This window comes from Sphingobium sp. PNB (assembly GCF_019873065.1).
Classification (GTDB): Bacteria; Pseudomonadota; Alphaproteobacteria; order Sphingomonadales; family Sphingomonadaceae; genus Sphingobium; species Sphingobium fuliginis.
Genome location: NZ_JAINEZ010000014.1, coordinates 28483 through 45342, shown reverse-complemented (window position 1 = coordinate 45342; position 16860 = coordinate 28483). Strand labels below are relative to the sequence as shown.

Sequence of the window (16860 nt, the reverse complement as noted above, 5' to 3'; positions counted from 1 at the left end):
TCGTAACGAGTGCGCTGCCGCCGATCAAATGCTTCCTCAACCCATTGTGTTGCCGGACGAATATGGACGGGGTCGGGGAAGGGAAAAATCCGGCGGGCCGTGCCGATACATATATTGCGTAAAATTCCCTGTCTTCGCCTTCGCGCGCCCTTAGCCGTGGCGCTTCCATCTTCCGTCCGGGGACGTGGGATGCCGGGCTTGCGCTACCGCTGGACGGGCGCGTGGGGGGCACCCGTTCAGGGGACGGATCCATGAGGCGCGACGCATCGCGATATTCATCCGGGACTGCCGGAATAGCGAACCCGGCGAAGGGGCGAGGCAGGAAGGCCATGCGATGGCTGACGGGCGCTTTGCTGCTGGCAGGCGCGGGGTCGGGCGTGACCGCCCGAGCCAATGTGGTCAGCGCCTGCTCCGGCGTCAGCCTTCCCAAATCGGTGCTGACGCAGACCATCGGCGATGTCATCACGCCCGTTCTGGCGCCGGTGGAATCGACGCTGAGCATCCTGACCTTCGGATCGGTCGACCTCGGCATCAACGCCGCATTGTCCAATGCGGCGTCGGGCGCGCCGATCAATCTGAATGTGCTCGACATCAACGGCAATGCCGTCGACCTGCTCTCCGACCCGAGTTGCGAAACGACCTCCGACAGTTTCAGCCTTCTTACGCCCAGGGGCATTTCCTTTGGCGGCAACAAGATCACCGGTCTGGGTACGCCGGGTCTTGAAGCCAGCGCGGGCGAGCTGGATGCCATCGCCATCGGCAACCTCGCCAGCACGGCCACGGGCGCCTATGAGGCGGTGGCGATCGGCGCGGGGGCATCTGCCACCCACATGCGCAGCGTGGCATTGGGTGCGGGATCGGTCGCCAACGGCCTCAGCCTGAACCTGCCCGCCTATCTGGTCGGCGGCACTGCCAGCGCGGAGGTGAATATCGGCGGCCGCCGCCTGACCGGGCTCGCGGCCGGGGCGAATCCGACCGACGGCGTCAATGTCGCGCAATTGCAGGCCGTCAACGACGCGCTGGGCACCCTGGCCGGCAACGCGGTGCAATATGACGGCAGCGCGCGGTCGATGGTCACGCTGCAGGGCGCGACCGGCACCGGCATCACCAACCTCAGCGCGGGAGCGGTGAACGCCACCAGCACCGATGCGGTCAACGGCTCGCAATTGCAGGCGACGAACGACCTTGTGGCCCAGAACAGCGCGGCCATCGTCCAGCTAGGCTATGATCTTGCGATATTGAACGATCTGGCCGTCAAATATCAGGATGGGACGAAATCCTCCATCCTCCTCGGCGGCGCAGGCGGCACGGCCATCACCAATCTGGCCGCCGGCACCACGAGCAGCGACGCGGTCAACCTGTCGCAGTTGAGCAGTTCGGGGAGCGGCAGCGGCAGCGGCGGTGGCGGTGCGGCGCAGGACGCGCTGCCCTATGATCCGGCGATCCAGGCCTATAATGCCGCGCGCGGCGGCGTCGACCAGAAGATCGGCGGCGTTGCCGCAGGCGAACTGAGCGCGGCATCGGCCGAGGCGGTCAATGGCGCGCAACTCTACGCGACCAATGTGCAACTGGCCTATAATGTGACCGCCATCGCCGACCTTCAGGAAGCAAGGGCAGGGTATCTCCAGGTCAACAACAGCTCCGGCCATGCCAAGCCCGTCGCGAGCGGCGCGGACACGCTGGCCGCGGGGGCAGGCGCCGTGGCGTCCGGCAGCGGCAGCCTGGCGCTGGGCACGCAGGCGCAGGCGATTGCGCCGGGCAGCGTCGCGCTTGGCTATGCTTCTGTCGCCGACCGGGCCAATACGGTGTCGGTCGGCAGCGCTGGGGCGGAGCGGCAGATCACCCATGTCGCCGACGGCATCGCGCCGACCGACGCGGTCAATCTGCGCCAGCTGCAAGGCGGAATGGGGCAGGCGGTGGATGCCGCCAACGCCTATACGGATGTGCGCTTCAATCTGTTCGACAGCGGCCTGCGCAATTTGCGCCGCGATGCGGAGGGCGGCATCGCCGCGTCCATGGCGATGGCTGGCATACCGCAATTTTCCGAGGCCGGCGGCGGCACCCTGGGCCTGGGCGTCAGCACGTGGCAGGGGGAACATGCGGTCGCCATGGGAATATCGAAAGTGTCGGATAATGGCCGTTTCATCATGCGGGCGTCCGCAACCTATAGCAGCCGCAATCAGGGAGGCGCCAATGCCGGCATGGGCATCGCGTTCTGAAAGGCGCCGGTATCTGGCCCTGCTGGCACTGGTCCTGTGTCCGTCGCCCGCGGCGGCGGCCGAGCCGGACTTTCTGCCGGACATCGCGCCCTTGTCGGATTTCCCCGATCCCGGTCGCGCCACCCGCCGCGAGGGTGTGTTTCTGTTGCCCCAGACGCCGCGCCTGTTAACGCCCGGCATGACCAAGCGGCAGGTCTATGCCTTGCTGGGCGTGCCCCATTTCCATGAGGGTTTGATCGGTGAGCGGCGCTGGAACTATATCCTTGATTTCTATACCGGTTCTGGAACGGAATATCGGATTTGCCGCCTGCAATTGCATTGGGACCGCAGGATGCGCCTCGAAAAAATGGCCTGGAGCGACAAGGCGTGCCGGGACATGGTTTACGCGCCGCCGCAACCGCTGGCCAGCGATCCGCAACGCCCGGTTACGGTGCGGAAGCTGCCGACGCTCACGGTCTATTTCGATTTCGACAAGGCCGATGTGCGCGAAGACGCGCATCGCGAACTGACCGCATTCCTGCAGGGGAATGAGCGAAGCATCCAAAAGCTGTCGGTGACGGGTTTTACCGACAGCGCGGGGCCGGATGCCTATAATGACCGGCTGAGCCTGATGCGGGCGGATGCCGTGGCCAGGGATCTGGTGGCGATGGGGGTGCCCCTGTCGAACCTCCAGGTCTCCGGAGCGGGGGAGCGCACGCCCGCGCACCGGTCCGAGGGAGGCGCTGCCGATCCTCTCAACCGGCGGGTGCTGGTCCGCATGATGTCGAATGACGAATGATGATAAATCCCTGCGCTTCGTAGCCGGATCGCTGGCATGTCCGGCAAAGCCGGTGCGCGGGAGCGATGGTCGCTGCGTCCCGCCGAAAAGCTAGAGCCATCGACATTCAGCCCTGACGGCCTGCAAAAGAAGCTTTTCCGTGCTTCCGGTGCTCACCTACTTTGAGTAGGCTGCGCTCCGGGTCACGGAAAACCACCATTTTACCTTCGGTGGCCTTCGGCTCGGCTCGTCATCTTTCTGAATGTCGATTGGCTCTAGGCGTCAGTTGGGCCTCGCGCCGATTTCAGGGTGACGGGACGCAGGCTTTCCTTGTCCTCCGGAGCGACCGTTGCATGAATGTCGGGCCGGTAATGTTCGTCCGCGCGTTGCGATCCGTCAGGATGTTCGGGACCTTCCAGATCGACCGGACGATGTCCCACTTCGCCGGGGGCGTCGGCCTGTTGCCGATGCGCCGCGGTCTGTTCATCATGCTCCGCTGCTGAATCCCGGTTTCCGGTACCGGGCGTGGACCAGGTTGGGCGTCCGCCTTTCAAGAGTTGCCGCCCGGCCAAGGCCGCGACGCCGAGCAATGCCAAAGTCTTCAACATGACAGGTCTCCTTCGTGATGAAGGAACGCGGCGGAGGAGATAGGTTTCCCATGGCGTTCGATGCCCTTTGTTCGATCCGGCGCTCAGGTCGGGTCGTCATCGTGCAAGGGAATGATGTGATCTGCCGGGTTCATGGAAAAGAAGACATGTTCTTCCCACAGGCGCAGAAGGTCGGCGGCGCGGCCGCTTTGCTGGGCGTTCAGCAATGCCGTCAGCAATTCCTCATGCATGACCGCCTGGTCCTGCAAGACACGGCCGTGCAAATCCTCGACCGAGAGCATGGCGAACCGAATTTGATCTCTCAGTTGGTCGTAGCGTGAGATCAATCGCGGAAGTCCGGTGAGCCGGACCAGCGTCATATGGAATTCGATGTCCAGCGCGGAGATGGTTTCCACATCGGAATTGGCCTGCGCCGCCCGCATTCCATCCACCACGGCGGCTAGCGGACCGAGATCGGTCTTGCGCTGCACAAGGATGCGAATGGCCAATATCTCGTCAGCCGCCCGAAGCGCGGCCAGTTCGGGCATGTCGCCCGGCGCGGACGGAGCAACGACATAGGATCGATTATGCGCCTTCACGATCAGTCCGGATTGTTCGAGCAACCGAAGCGCTTCGCGCACGGGGGCGCGGCTGACGGCCATCCTCGTCGCGAGCACGGACTCCCGCAACGGTTGCCCGGCGAGGAATTCCCCTGACAGCAGCTTTTCCCTGATCTGGGCATATACCTCGCTGACGATCGAGCTGGTTCGAACCGCGGTGAAATTCATGTCATCAGTGCTCGCGCGTGCCATTGCCGTTCCACCGCCTTTATGACGATTTCCATCCGATCGTCTCACATTGAGGTGCTGGCTGTAAGATAAGGTCCTTGTCCTGTTCAAGGTCGAACGGCAAGCCAGGCCTCCGCCTGACAATGGACGGATCATTGTCATGTCATATGCTTACATATCGAATCGAGGAAATAGGGCTGAATCCCTCAGCTATGCTTTTCCGGCGTGCGACGGCGCCCGGCGCGGAATCAGCGCTCTTTGAGAGTAATCGATTGAAAAAAAATGATATTTTCGGGGGTTTCGGACTTCCTCTTCTCAGCATTTGAAAAAGCAAAAAACTGTCGACAGTCTACAGTTGATAAGATATGCATGCGTACAAATATAAACAGGAGGGGCGAGTTGGAGAAATCTCCGGTCGATCTCGCGGCGCGGCATATTCTGCCTACGCTGGCGCTGTGCGTTTTCGTGAATATCGTCGATCGCACCAATGTGGGCATCGCCGCCCTCAACATGCGCGCGGATATCGGCCTGTCGGCATCGGCTTACGGGATGGGGGCGGGCCTCTTCTACATCGGCTTCTTCTTCGCCGGCGTACCCGCCAACCTGCTGCTCGCCCGAATAGGCGCGCGCCGGTGGATCGCGGCCCTGCTGGTCGCCTGGGGCCTTATCGCGATTGCCACCGGGTTCATATCCGATGCCGGAAGCTTCTATGCGGTTCGTCTGGCCCTGGGCATTGCTGAAGCGGGGTTCGTGCCTGCCATCGTCTATTATCTCGCGCAATGGTTCGACCGGCGCGCAATGTCGAAGGTCATGGGGCTGATGATCGCGATGATGCCAGCGTCGCTGGCGATTGGCGCGCCGCTGACCACGGGTCTCCTGATGGCGGTGGATTGGCGCTGGCTGTTCATCATCGAAGGCGCGCCGGCGTTTCTCGTCGCCATTCTGGTGCTGAAATCGCTGCCCGAGCGCATCGACGACGCGCCCTGGCTTTCCGACGATCAGAAAAAGGCCCTGTCCGCCCGGCTGATGGCGGACGGCGCCGATCGTCAGGCCGGGTCCTGGCGGGACGCATTGACGCATCCCCAGGTGCTCCTGCTCAGCCTGCAATATTTCTGCATAGGGCTGAGCAGCCAGGCCATCATCTTCTGGTTCCCCCAGATCATCCGGTCGACCGGCATGTCGACGCTCGAGTCCGGGCTGTTCAGCACGGTGCCATGGGTGCTTGCGGCACTGCTCACGCCGCTCTGGGCCTGGCATTCAGCCTCGACCAACGAGCGTTATTGGCACGCCATCCTGCCCTGCTTGGCGTCGGGAGCGATCACGATGGCCGGCGCGCTGCTCCTTGACGACAGCGCGCTTTCCGGTTTGTGGCTGCTGTCGCTGGGCGTTGCGCTGAGTTCGATGGCGTCGGCATCCTATTGGGCCATTCCGCGGGTCCATGTCTTTGGCGCGGCAGCCGCAGCGGCGGGTGCGCTCACCAATTCTTTCGGCAATCTTGCCGGTTTCGTGGCGCCGGTCGCCGTCGGCATTTCAAAGGATATGACCGGCGAATTCAGGCTGGTGCTCATCCTGCTGGCCATGCCCGCCTTCCTCGCGGCCCTGTGTTCCACCTTTGCCGGCCGAATGGCCGACCCGGTGGACCGGCGTTCGATCCCATGAGGCTGCACCGCATGCGCGATCGATTGAGGCAGGGCGGTCTGATCGGCATGTTCATCTCCCTGCCTGCTCCCTCGCTCGTCGAATCCCTGGGCGGCATCGGCTTCGATGCGCTGGTGCTCGACGCCGAACATGCCGCGTTCGGCATTGCGGAGCTTGAGGCGCTGATCCGCGCCGCCGACGTCGCCGGTCTGCCCGCGCTGGTCCGCGTGGCGGCGATCGGTCCGGACATCGGCAGAGCCCTGGACCTGGGGGCGGCGGGCGTCATCGTGCCGCGCGTGGAAAGCGTCGCCCAGGCCGAAAGGATCGTCGCTGAAGTCCGTTTCCCGCCGGACGGCGCGCGGGGCGCTGGGGCAGTCCGCGCATGCGATTATGGGGCTTCGCTGCAGCCATATCTGGAACAGGCAAATGATCATCTGGCCGCGATCGTTCAGATCGAGACCCTGGCCGGACTGGACATGGTGGAGCAGATCGCCGCTGTTCCGGGCATCGACGGCCTGTGCATGGGACCGTTCGACCTTGCCGTGTCGATCGGCCATCCGGTGGGGTCGCCGGCGCATGCCGCCGCGATGGACCGGATCTGCCGCGCGGCGCGCGATGCAGCCATTGCCGGCATCGCCGTGTGCGCCACCGCCCGGCAGGTCCGGCATGCCCGCGATGCCGGAGCAAAGCTGGCGATCTTCGGCATGGATCGGATGTTCGCGCTTCAGGCGGCCGCGGCGGCTGCCGCTTCCATCGAGGCTAAACCCGGATAGACGCACCGAAAAAGACGCGGCCTTGCCCGCGACGAATATCAACAAGGGGAGGTATCATGACAAAAAACACGATCCACCGGACAATATTGGTCTGCGCCAGCCTGATCGCCATGCCGGCCATGGCGCAGGGGACGACCGAGGCGGAGCAAGAGGGGGCAAGCCTGGCCGACATCGTCGTCACGGCGCAACGCCGGTCGGAAAATCTGCAGAACGTCCCGATCTCGGTAACGGCCATCACGTCGGAACAGGCGATCAAGCTGGGCATCACCCAGCCGGACGTGATCGCTCAGATGGTTCCCGGCCTGCAACTGAACCACTCCGCCTGGGGCCTTACGCCGTTTCTTCGCGGGGTGGGCACCAATTCGGTCGCCATCGGCAATGAGCCTGCGGTGGCGCTGTTCGTGGACGACGTTTATCTGCCGACCGGTTCGGCTGGTGTCTTCCAGCTCAATTCGATCAGCTCGATCGAGGTTCTCAAGGGCCCTCAGGGCACCTTGTTCGGGCGGAATGCGACGGGCGGCGTGATCCACATCCGCACCAGAGACCCAAGCTTCGACCCCTCCGCCAGCGCGACCGCCAGCTATGGAAATTACGACACGATCTCTGGCCAGCTCTATGGATCGACCGGTCTTACCGACACCGTCGCGATCAATTTCGCCCTGCAGGGCATCGACCAGCGCAAGGGCTGGGGCGTCAACGGCACGACAGGGAACGAAGCCAACAGCATGTCGGGCTGGGGAGGGCGCGCCAAGCTGCTCTGGAACATGGGCGAAGAGACGTCGCTGCTGGTCGCGGGCAGCTATGACCGGCGCAGTTCCGATCAGGGGCAGCCGGGGCGCTCGATTGCAGGAACCTTTACGCGGGACGGTTACAGCGCGGATGCGGCGGGACTGGGATTCTACGACGTCATGTCCAATCTCGACACCGTGCAAAAGTCGACCACCCGGTCCCTGAGCGGCAAGTTGACGCATGATTTCGGATATGCGCGGCTCGTGCTGATAAGCGCGTTCAGCAAGACCGTCGTCGATCCCGTGGTCAGCGACAGCGACGGATCGCCCAGCCCCTTCTTCCAGACGCGCGAATTCGCCATGGGCGGGCGCACGTTCACGCAGGAAGTGCAACTGCTCTCGCCCGAAGGTTCTGCGGTCAAATGGATTTTGGGCGCCTTCTACCTGCATGACCGGTCCTTCATGGACGCGACCTATGAGGGGCAGGCGTTCGGCACCTCCAAATCGCATACCGACGCGGTTCAGCGGACCAATTCGATCGCCGGCTTCGGGCAGGTGACAACGGAAATCCTGCCGAGGACCAACCTGACGCTGGGCTTGCGCTATACTTCTGACCGCCGGTCGCTGGATGCCGTTGCCCGATTGCTGCCGGCCACGGGCGCGGCTGTCACATTCGGCCCGTTCGAGGATGCAAAGACATTCAACAGCGTGACCGGCCGGGCTTCGATCGATCATCATTTCTCCGACGATCTCATGGGCTATATTGCGTATAATCGGGGCTTCAAATCGGGCATATATAATTTTACCGGCATCGTCGCGGGCACGACCACTCTGCCCCCGCCGGTAAATCCCGAGACGCTGGATGCCTATACGATAGGTTTCAAGTCCGAATTCCTCAATCGCCGCCTGCGCGTGAATGCTGAAGCCTTCCTCTATGAATATTCAGACCTTCAGGTGCAGATCGTCCTGCCGACGGGAACGACCCTCACCAATGCGAGCAAGGCCACCATCAAGGGGATCGACTTCGAAATATCCGCGATCCCGGTCCGCAATCTGACGGTCAGCGCCTCCATCGGATTGCTGGACGGGCGGTACAAGGATTTCCGGAATGCCCCTTCCTTCTTCCTGCTGCCGCCGAACGCGCCCACGCCCTATGATCCCGCCAGATGTAGTGGACCCAATCCCTATCCCGCGGTCCAGGGTTCCGCCCCGGCGACGCAACGAAGCTGCGACGTATCGGGCAACAGGCTGATCCAGGCTCCGCCCTTCTCCAGCAATCTTCAGCTTCTCTATACGCTGCCGACCGACCTTGGGGATTTCGACCTGTCGGCATCCTGGGCGCATGGCGGCAATTATGAATATGACGTCTTCAGCAGTCCGCTGACGCGCCAGCCCAGGACGGACATCGTCAATGGATCGGTCCAGTGGACCGCGCCGGGCGGCACTTTCAACGTGCGGTTGTGGGCGAACAACCTGACGGGCGAGAAATATTACACCATCGCCACGACCGGGTCGACGGCCGGCGCCAAATATGCGGCCGCCGCACCCCGCACCTATGGCGTCACGCTGGGCGCGAACTTTTGAGGTCGAGGCGGCTTGCGGGGCAAGTTCCCGGAAGCCGCCCCTGGCGCAGTCCAGGGAAATATTCGCTGAAAGGAAGCCAATTCTCGTGATGGATCATAGGGAAGAACTTCGATCCATCGTCGGCAGGACCCATTGCTTTGCCGGGGATGAAATCGACCAGCGCTATCGAACGGACCTGCTTGGCCTCTACACCTGCTCTCCATCCTGCGTCGTCCGCCCGGGAAGCACGGGGGAGGTGGCGCGGGTGATGGAGGCGGCGCGCAAGGCACGCATCGCGGTCACCGTTCTGGGCGGCGGGACAGGGGGCGTCGGCGGCACGGCCTGCACGGATGGCGGCATCATCCTGTCGCTCGAACGGATGAACAGGATCCTTGAGATCGACGAGGATGCCATGACCATCACCGCCGAAGCCGGCGTCACTCTCCAGTCCCTGCAGGAGGCGGCCGCTGGCAAAGGCCTGCTGATGCCGCTGGACATCGGATCGCGCGGCAGCGCGACGATCGGCGGCAACATAGCGACCAATGCGGGCGGCCTCAGAACCCTGCGCTGGGGCATGATGCGCGATATGGTGCTGGGGCTGGAAGCGGTCCTTGCCGATGGCACGGTGGTGTCGAGATTGGGCAAGGTGCTGAAGGACAATGCCGGCTATGACTGGAAGCATCTCTTCATCGGCAGCGAGGGCACGCTGGCCATCGTCACCCAGGCGGTCCTGCGGTTGCGGCCGCTTCCCACGACGGCGCAGACCGCCCTGTTGGCGTTCGATACGGTCGAGCAGGCAAGCCGGCTGCTTCGCCGGTTGCAACGGGATCTGGACGGGCGGCTGTCCAGCTTCGAACTGATGTGGAGGGATTTCTTCAACGTCATCGGCCTGGCGCAATCGGCCCGCCGTCCCTTGCCCATGTCGCCGGAATATCGGCTATATGCGATAGTCGAAGCGCTGGGTTCTCACCCGGAGCGCGATCGGCAGGTGTTCGAGGAAGTCCTGTCGGCCATATTCGACGGCGGGCTCGTCCATGATGTCGTCATTGCCCAATCGGAGCGTGAAAGGCAGAATATCTGGGCCTTGCGGGAAGATCTGCTCGAACCGCTGGCGGCCCTCTCCCCTTTTGCGGGCTTCGACATCAGTCTTTCGCTGCTCGATATGGACCGGTTCATCGAACAGACCGATGCGAAAATGGGCGAGATGCTGCCGGGCGCCGTGGTCCTGCACTATGGACATGGCGGCGACGGCAACATGCATCTGATCGTGAGCCACCCCGCCTTGCATGATCCGCAGGTCATGCATGCGACCGAATGCCTGGTCTATGACGCTGTCCGTCAATATCGCGGTTCGATAGCCGCCGAACATGGCATCGGGCAGGCGAAGCTGGAATTTCTCGATCGATCGCGCTCCCGGGAGGAAATCGCGCTGATGCGGTCGCTCAAACAGGCTCTCGACCCGCTGAACCTGCTGAACCCCGGCAAGGTTTTCCCTGCCGCCGGATAAGGCCGGGCAGGTCGGCCCGGCGGCCTTCCGGCGCGGGCATGGGGACGATGCGGTCAGGCGCAGATTTGGAGATTCAATGGCGTTTCGATATGCTTGGCGGGATTTCAGCGCGCTGCAGAACATAGAGGATTACCGGAAGCGGGCGCGCCGCATCCTTCCCGACATGATCTGGACATATGTGGAAAGCGGTGCGGGAGATCATCTGACGCGGCTCGACAATGAGGCCGCCTTCACCCGCTGGAAATTGCGGCAGCGCTGTCTGACAGGACAGGCGGCGCCGTCCTTGGGCACGATCATGTGCGGCGTCGACGTCAGCCTTCCGGTCGCGCTGGCGCCGACCGGGCTGGCCGGCGCCTCGCATTGGAGCGGGGATGTCGCAGCCGCCCGCGCCGCGGAAGCGGCGGGCACCCGACTGGCGCTGAGCACGGCGTCCTGCTATTCGATCGAGGAGGTCGCGCAGGCCACGAAGAGCAACCACTGGTTTCAGCTCTATCCCTTTGCCGACCGGCCGGTGGCGTCCTGGTTGATGCGGCGCGCGAGCGATGCGGGCTATGGCGCCCTGATCGTCACCGTCGACGTGCCCGTGCCGGGAAATCGCGAAGGCGAGCGCCGAGCCGGAATAGGCATGCCTACGGTCCTTACACCCGCGCGTATTCTGGACATCGCGCGCCGGCCCCGATGGATGGCGAACGCGCTGCTGCATCGCCGCAATGTGCCGGTTCATTATGTCGAGGCAGAACGGTTGCGGTTCGACGGGGCGGCTGGGGCAAGGCAGGCTTGGCGCGCCATGCAGCAGGATCTGGGCTGGGACGACCTGCGATGGATGCGGGACCAGTGGCGGGGACGTTTCTACATCAAGGGCATTCTGGACGCCGATGACGCGGAAAAGGCGATCGATCTTGTCGGCGCCGATGGCATTGTCGTGTCCAACCATGGCGGGCGTCAGCTCGATCGGGCCATGGCGTCGATCGATGCATTGCCGGCCATTTCCGACAGGATCGGCGGTCGGTCCGAAATCTATCTGGATGGCGGGGTAAGGCGGGCGGCGGATATTGTGACGGCCCTGTGCCTTGGCGCGACCGGCGTCTTCCTGGGCCGCCCCTATCTTTACGGTTTGGCGGTGGCTGGAGAAAAGGGTGTTGGGGAGATCATCGAACTGTTGCGATCGGATTTGCATCGCACGCTCATTTTGATGGGATGCCGCTCGGTCCGCGATCTGGACCGATCCTGGATATTGAAAACAGGCGAAGAGGTTCCGCCAATCCGTCATCGCGGTTAGGGCCCGGCAGCTTCGAACCGCTCCCAGCCACGGGCCCCTGGCGCGGGGGGAGGGGATATGCGCCCTTCCCGTCGAATCCTTGACCTGTTGCCCCCCGGCATCTCAGGAAAGATCGGCCAGGTCGTAAATCGGCCGGATTTCGATCTCGCTCGGTCCCGGCATGGGGTTGGGGCAGCGCTTCGCCCAGGCCACGGCCTCTTCCATGTCCTTGACTTCCCACAGCCAGAAGCCGGCGACCAGTTCGCGGGCCTGTGCGAAAGGGCCGTCGATGACCGTCCGGTTCGGACCGTCGAAGGCGATCCGCTTGCCTTGGGAAGAGGGCGTCAGGCCGTCGGCGGCGAGCAGGATGCCGGCCTCCGCCAGTTCGTCGTTGAACCGGCCCATGGCTTCCATCGCCGCCTGAGTCTCTGGAGTCGCGACGAAACCTCGTTCGCTGTCCTCAGTGGCCTTTACGAGCACCATCACGCGCATGGCTTTTCTCCTGTCAGGGCTGGCTGTCGATACAGCCTATATGCTGCCGTTCCGTCCTGGAGCATCGTGCAGAAAAGTGGGAAAGGGGTTTCTGCCTGAAAGGATGCGGCAACGGAGACCGGGAGGACCTGCCCCCGATTTAACGCAGCGTGCCTTAGAATGTAGGAGAAAGCGCGCCGGATCAACCTATGACCGCATGGGGCGGCCGCCCTTCCATGCCGGCCGGTCCGGGAAGAGTCATTGCTCAATCGCGACGAACCGACTCCCGTTCATGTCCGACATGCGCTAAACATGGATCAGTTCGCCGGCCGCTGGCGATCCTTCGTCGGAGCGTTCATGGCAGTCGAGATCGAACGGAAATTCCTGGTCGTGAGCGATGAATGGCGGGCGATGGCGGACGCGGGGCGGGACTTGCGGCAGGGTTATGTCGCGCATGACGGCCATGCCAGCGTGCGGGTGCGCCTGTCGGCGGACGGGGCCTGGCTTACCGTCAAGAGTGCGCGGGCGGGCCTGGTCCGGGACGAGTTCGAATATGCGATACCCGCGGCGGATGCGGAGGACATGCTCGACCGGCTCTGCGTCGATACGCTGATCAGGAAGACCCGCTATCGCGTGCCGCATGATGGCAAGGTCTGGGAAGTCGACGTCTTTGCCGGGGCGGCGGAAGGGCTGGTCCTGGCGGAGGTCGAGATGCGGTCGATTGACGAACGCTTCGACCTGCCGGACTGGGTCGGGGACGAGGTGACCAGCGACCCCCGCTTCCGCAACTCCGCCATCGCGCTGATGCGGGGGTTCGAGGCGGCGGTCTGACCCAGAGGATCAGACAAGGACTCATCCGCCATTGCCGCCGGGTCAGGGGCGCAGATCGATCGCCGGCTTTTCGGCATCGGGCAGACTGGCGCCCATGATCCGCGCCAGGGTGGGGGCGATGGCCCGCATGTCGATCTGTCCCAGCTTCCGCCCGGCGGGTACGCCTTCGCCCATCAGCAGGAAGGTCGATTGCAGATTGGCCGGTCCCGGAAAATAGCCATGCATGCCCCTGATCGGGGCGGGCGCCACCAGGGGCGCGGCGGGGCCGCGGAAGATGTCGGTCACGAAGCCGGGCTGGAGATCGACGTAGAAGGCCGCCTGCGGATTGCCGCCCATGCGGGCGATCCGTTCGCGGTCGGCGATATGGGCAATGCCATGGGCGGGATCGGCGGCCAGCCTGTCGAGCAGCGCCCTGACCCGCGCGGCGAGTGCCTCATCCCCCGGCCGGGCCAGCATGATCGCGGCCGATCCGCCGGAAATCCAGGGCATGGCCAGCCAGGATGCGACCTTGCCGTCCTTGTCCAGCACGATCAGCTTTTCGTCGATAAAGGGGCGGAACAGGTTGACGGCGCTGTGCGTCGCCTGGAAGCCATGGTCGCTGACCAGCGCGATCACCGCATCGGGATGCGCCTTGCGCTCCGCCGCGACGATCCGGCCGACGATGCCGTCGATCCTTTCCAGCACGGTCTTCGCTTCGGCCGTGTCCGGGCCCTTCGCATGTTGCTCATGGTCCAGCGCGGTCAGGTAGACGGTCAGGAAACCGGGTCTGTGGCTTTCGATCAGGGCGGTGGCGAAGCGGCCGCGATTTTCATCGCCCGACAGGCTTTCATCGATCCCCATGGCATAGGGCCTGCCGGTCGCGCGTTCCAGTTCCGCCCTGAGGCCCGGCGTCGCCAGCGCATCCAGCAGCTTCACGTCGTCGGCATGGCCGGTGCGCCAGATCTGCGGCAGGTTCCAGGTCACGCCGCTGGCCGCGACGCTGACCGGCCAATGGACGTTGCCGGTGGTGAGCCCTGCCTTGGTCGCCGCTTCCCACAATGTCGGCACCCGGATGTCGGAGGCGTACCAGGTCCAGCCGCCCTGGTTGATGCCATTGGGATCGAAGCTGTTATTGGCGGTGATCCCGTGCCGCGCGGGCGCAACGCCGGTGATCAGCGTCGTATGGCTGGGGTAGGTGAGGGTGGGCAGCACCCCCGTCACGCCCGAAGCGGAGGCCCCCTCCTTCACGAAGCGGCGCAGATTGGGGATGGCAAGGCCGCGCCTGTCCGCTTCCAGCACGTCGCCCGGGCGCAGCCCGTCGATGGAGATCAGCAGGACCGGGTTCGCCAGCGCCGCGCCCGGAAGGGCGGCGAGGGCGGCGAGGAGCAGCGCGGCCTTGTTCATCGCCTTAGAATCCCGCCTTCAAGGTGGCGAAGAATTGCGAGGGAGCGCCGACCAGCAGGGTCTGCGCATCGCCGCTATTGCCGAAACCGCCCGAACCGATGGTGCTGACGTAGCGCTTGTCCAGCAGGTTGGTGGCGTTGAGCTGCAATTCCAGATTCTCGTTGAAATGATAGCCGACGCTGGCGTCCACGATCACCCGGCCCGGCACCGATTGATCGTTGGTGTAGGTGTAATAGCGGCGCGACATGTAGTTGACGCCGATCCGGCCGAACGCGCCCTCATGGTCGTAGCTGATCTCGCCCCGGGCGATATGCTTGGGGCTGTCGACGACGGTCCTGCCCTTGATCGGCGTGACGGCGCCGCTGTCGTCCACCACATCGTCGCGATAGGTGGAGTCGGTGTAGCTGTAGGAGCCATAGAGGCTGAAACCGCCGCCCAGCGCCAGCGTGCCCGCCGCTTCCACGCCGATCGCGCGGACATTGCCGACATTCTGGAGCGCCGAGGCGAAGCCCTGAATGGGGCTGCCGACCTGCACCGCGAGAAGGCGGTTGCGGAAGTTGACCAGATAGGCGCCGATCACGCCGTTGAAGATGCCGTCATGGTAGCGCAGGCCCAGTTCATAGGTGTCCGATGCTTCGGGCTTCAGCCTGCCCTTGATCGCGTCGAAGCCGGTCTGGTTGGTCGAGAAGGGACCGGTGGTCGTCGCGCTGGCGAAGGCGCGGGTCGCCTGGGTGAAGCCGCCGAAGACCTCTGCGTTTTGAGACAGTTCGACCGCGAAACCGGCATGGGGCTGGAACCAGTCCTCGGCCTTGATGCGGCCCTCCGGGAAGCTGGCCTGCACCACGGCGTCGGCCTCGTTCGTGACCTTGAACCCCTTCCAGCCCAGGTCGATCTTCACCATGCCAAGGTCGATCCTGTCCTGCACATGATATTGGATGGTGTCGGTGGTGAAGTCGAATTCCCACTGGGTCGCGAAGGGGTTCTTCGGATAGTCGCGGAAGCTGAGGCCCGGCTCGGTCCGGCTGGCGAAGGCGTAGAAGCGGCGGGCCTGGTTGAATTCGTTGTTCTCATACCAGCCGCCGACCGTGAAATTCTGGATGCCCAGCGCGAAGTCGACGCTGCCGAAGACGCCGATCCGGTCCATTTCATATTCGGTGGTGCGGACCGACATCGGCACGCCGTTGGGGCTGGGCACATAGGGCGTCGCCCACAGGCCCATGCCCTTGTTGTGGTGATAATAGCCCTTGAGCTTGAAGCTGGCCCGCTCGCCCAGTGGGGCGGCGATGCCCAGAGCGCCCAGCCAGTCCTTGCGCAGGCCGGCTGCGTCATAATAGGCGTCGTCCGCGCTGGTGACGTTGCCGGGATAGACCTGCCCGCCGGAAACGAGCGCGCCGCTATAGTCGTAGCGGCCATCGGGGAAGGGCGACCCGCCGCTGTTGCTGACCCGATCGACATCGTTCAGGCGGCTGGCATAGTCGATGGCGCGGGCATAATCGGGATAGGTGTTGTCCCAATCCCAGCCCAGCCGCCGGATCATCGACATCGACATGTCCTGATAATCCTGTTCCCGCCGGTCGGAATAGCTGAGCCAGCCGTCGACCGTCACGTCGCCGACAGGGATCACGACCTTGGCATTGCCCATATGCTGGTCCTGCGTGCCATTGCCCTTATATTTGTCGGTCGAGCCATAGGCGTAGGAGACATAGCCCCGGATGCCGTCGCGGCTGCCCAGCGCCAGACGGGCGAAGCCGCGCCAGCTTTCGTCGCTGCCATAGGTGAGGTTGCCCTGGCCGGCCAGCGCGCCGCCGGTCAGATAGTCGGCTGGATCGGCGGAGAAATGTTCGATCGTGCCGCCCAGCGCATTGGTCGCCTGGGTGCCGATGGAGCCGGCGCCCTGCGACACGCGCACGCTGCCGATATTTTCCGAGCTGATCGCGCGGGTGATGTGCAGGCCGTTGTGATTGCCATAGCTCATGTCGCCCAGCGGAATGCCGTCGAAGGTGAAGCCGAGCTGGTTCTGGCTGAAGCTGCGGATGGTGACGCGCTGCGACCATTCATAGTTGCCGAAGGGATCGGCCGACTGGAAATTGACGCTGGGCAGCTTTTCAATGGCCTTCAGCGGGTTGGTGCCGGGCGTCAGGGTGACGATGTCCTGCGCCTGGATTTCCTGAACCTGACGGGTTTCGCCCCGGCCGAAGACGATGATGTTCGCACCCTCGGCCGCCGCGTCGGCGGCGGACGGAACAGGCGCGGCTTCCTGCGCGAAGGCTGGCATGGCGGCCATGGCCGTCGAGGCCATCAGCAGGGCGGTGGCGATACGCATGTGGACTTCCCCTTTTTCCGCAATCGTGGATTGG

13 protein-coding genes are annotated in these 16860 nt (G+C 64.0%); 8 read left to right on the top strand and 5 right to left on the bottom strand.

Annotation, left to right across the window (positions count from 1 at the left end; all coding sequences use genetic code 11):
* Positions 1–329 precede the first annotated feature (329 nt).
* Together K7W03_RS07255 and K7W03_RS07250 are read left to right on the top strand one after the other, a co-directional pair.
* The gene (locus K7W03_RS07255) at positions 330–2219 is read left to right on the top strand and encodes a YadA family autotransporter adhesin (RefSeq protein ID WP_222885876.1); all 1890 of its coding nucleotides are present in this window, start codon (positions 330–332) and stop codon (positions 2217–2219) included.
* Positions 2194–2997, top strand: coding sequence for an OmpA family protein (locus K7W03_RS07250; RefSeq protein WP_137709313.1), 804 nt, complete (start codon positions 2194–2196; stop codon positions 2995–2997). Before K7W03_RS07255 ends, K7W03_RS07250 begins: the two co-directional genes overlap by 26 nt.
* Before the next feature lie 254 nt (positions 2998–3251).
* On the opposite strand, the gene K7W03_RS07245 is transcribed toward K7W03_RS07250, so the two are convergent.
* Together K7W03_RS07245 and K7W03_RS07240 are read right to left on the bottom strand one after the other, a co-directional pair.
* The gene (locus K7W03_RS07245) at positions 3252–3584 is read right to left on the bottom strand and encodes a hypothetical protein (RefSeq protein ID WP_222885875.1); all 333 of its coding nucleotides are present in this window, start codon (positions 3582–3584) and stop codon (positions 3252–3254) included.
* Positions 3585–3667: 83 nt separating this feature from the next.
* Positions 3668–4351 carry a GntR family transcriptional regulator gene (locus K7W03_RS07240; RefSeq protein WP_158501015.1) on the bottom strand — a complete coding sequence of 228 codons (684 nt, stop codon included), beginning with the start codon at positions 4349–4351 and terminating at the stop codon, positions 3668–3670.
* A gap of 399 nt (positions 4352–4750) precedes the next feature.
* Between K7W03_RS07240 and K7W03_RS07235 the strand changes: the two genes are divergently transcribed.
* From K7W03_RS07235 to K7W03_RS07215, 5 genes are all read left to right on the top strand, one after another.
* Positions 4751–6010, top strand: coding sequence for an MFS transporter (locus K7W03_RS07235; RefSeq protein WP_222885874.1), 1260 nt, complete (start codon positions 4751–4753; stop codon positions 6008–6010).
* A gap of 11 nt (positions 6011–6021) precedes the next feature.
* Entirely contained in the window at positions 6022–6762 is a 741-nt protein-coding gene (locus tag K7W03_RS07230; protein ID WP_158230052.1) for an HpcH/HpaI aldolase family protein, read from the top strand.
* A 56-nt stretch (positions 6763–6818) separates the two neighbouring features.
* Positions 6819–9074, top strand: a complete 2256-nt coding sequence (locus K7W03_RS07225; protein ID WP_222885873.1) for a TonB-dependent receptor — start codon at positions 6819–6821, stop codon at positions 9072–9074.
* An 88-nt stretch (positions 9075–9162) separates the two neighbouring features.
* The gene (locus K7W03_RS07220; RefSeq protein ID WP_222885872.1) at positions 9163–10560 is read left to right on the top strand and encodes an FAD-binding oxidoreductase; all 1398 of its coding nucleotides are present in this window, start codon (positions 9163–9165) and stop codon (positions 10558–10560) included.
* A 76-nt stretch (positions 10561–10636) separates the two neighbouring features.
* Positions 10637–11839 (top strand): alpha-hydroxy acid oxidase, encoded by a 1203-nt coding sequence (locus K7W03_RS07215; RefSeq protein WP_222885871.1) that lies wholly within the window; start codon positions 10637–10639, stop codon positions 11837–11839.
* Positions 11840–11941: 102 nt separating this feature from the next.
* Here the strand turns inward: K7W03_RS07215 and K7W03_RS07210 are convergent, their stop codons facing one another.
* Positions 11942–12310 carry a YciI family protein gene (locus tag K7W03_RS07210; RefSeq protein ID WP_222885870.1) on the bottom strand — a complete coding sequence of 123 codons (369 nt, stop codon included), beginning with the start codon at positions 12308–12310 and terminating at the stop codon, positions 11942–11944.
* 291 nt (positions 12311–12601) lie between these two features.
* Between K7W03_RS07210 and K7W03_RS07205 the strand changes: the two genes are divergently transcribed.
* Positions 12602–13120 (top strand): CYTH domain-containing protein, encoded by a 519-nt coding sequence (locus K7W03_RS07205; protein ID WP_226869811.1) that lies wholly within the window; start codon positions 12602–12604, stop codon positions 13118–13120.
* Between the two features lie 42 nt (positions 13121–13162).
* On the opposite strand, the gene K7W03_RS07200 is transcribed toward K7W03_RS07205, so the two are convergent.
* A complete protein-coding gene (locus K7W03_RS07200) occupies positions 13163–14503 on the bottom strand; it encodes an alkaline phosphatase family protein (RefSeq protein ID WP_222885869.1) in 1341 nt (446 codons plus the stop codon).
* Between the two features lie 4 nt (positions 14504–14507).
* Positions 14508–16826, bottom strand: a complete 2319-nt coding sequence (locus K7W03_RS07195) for a TonB-dependent receptor (RefSeq protein ID WP_222885868.1) — start codon at positions 16824–16826, stop codon at positions 14508–14510.
* Between the last annotated feature and the right edge of the window lie 34 nt (positions 16827–16860).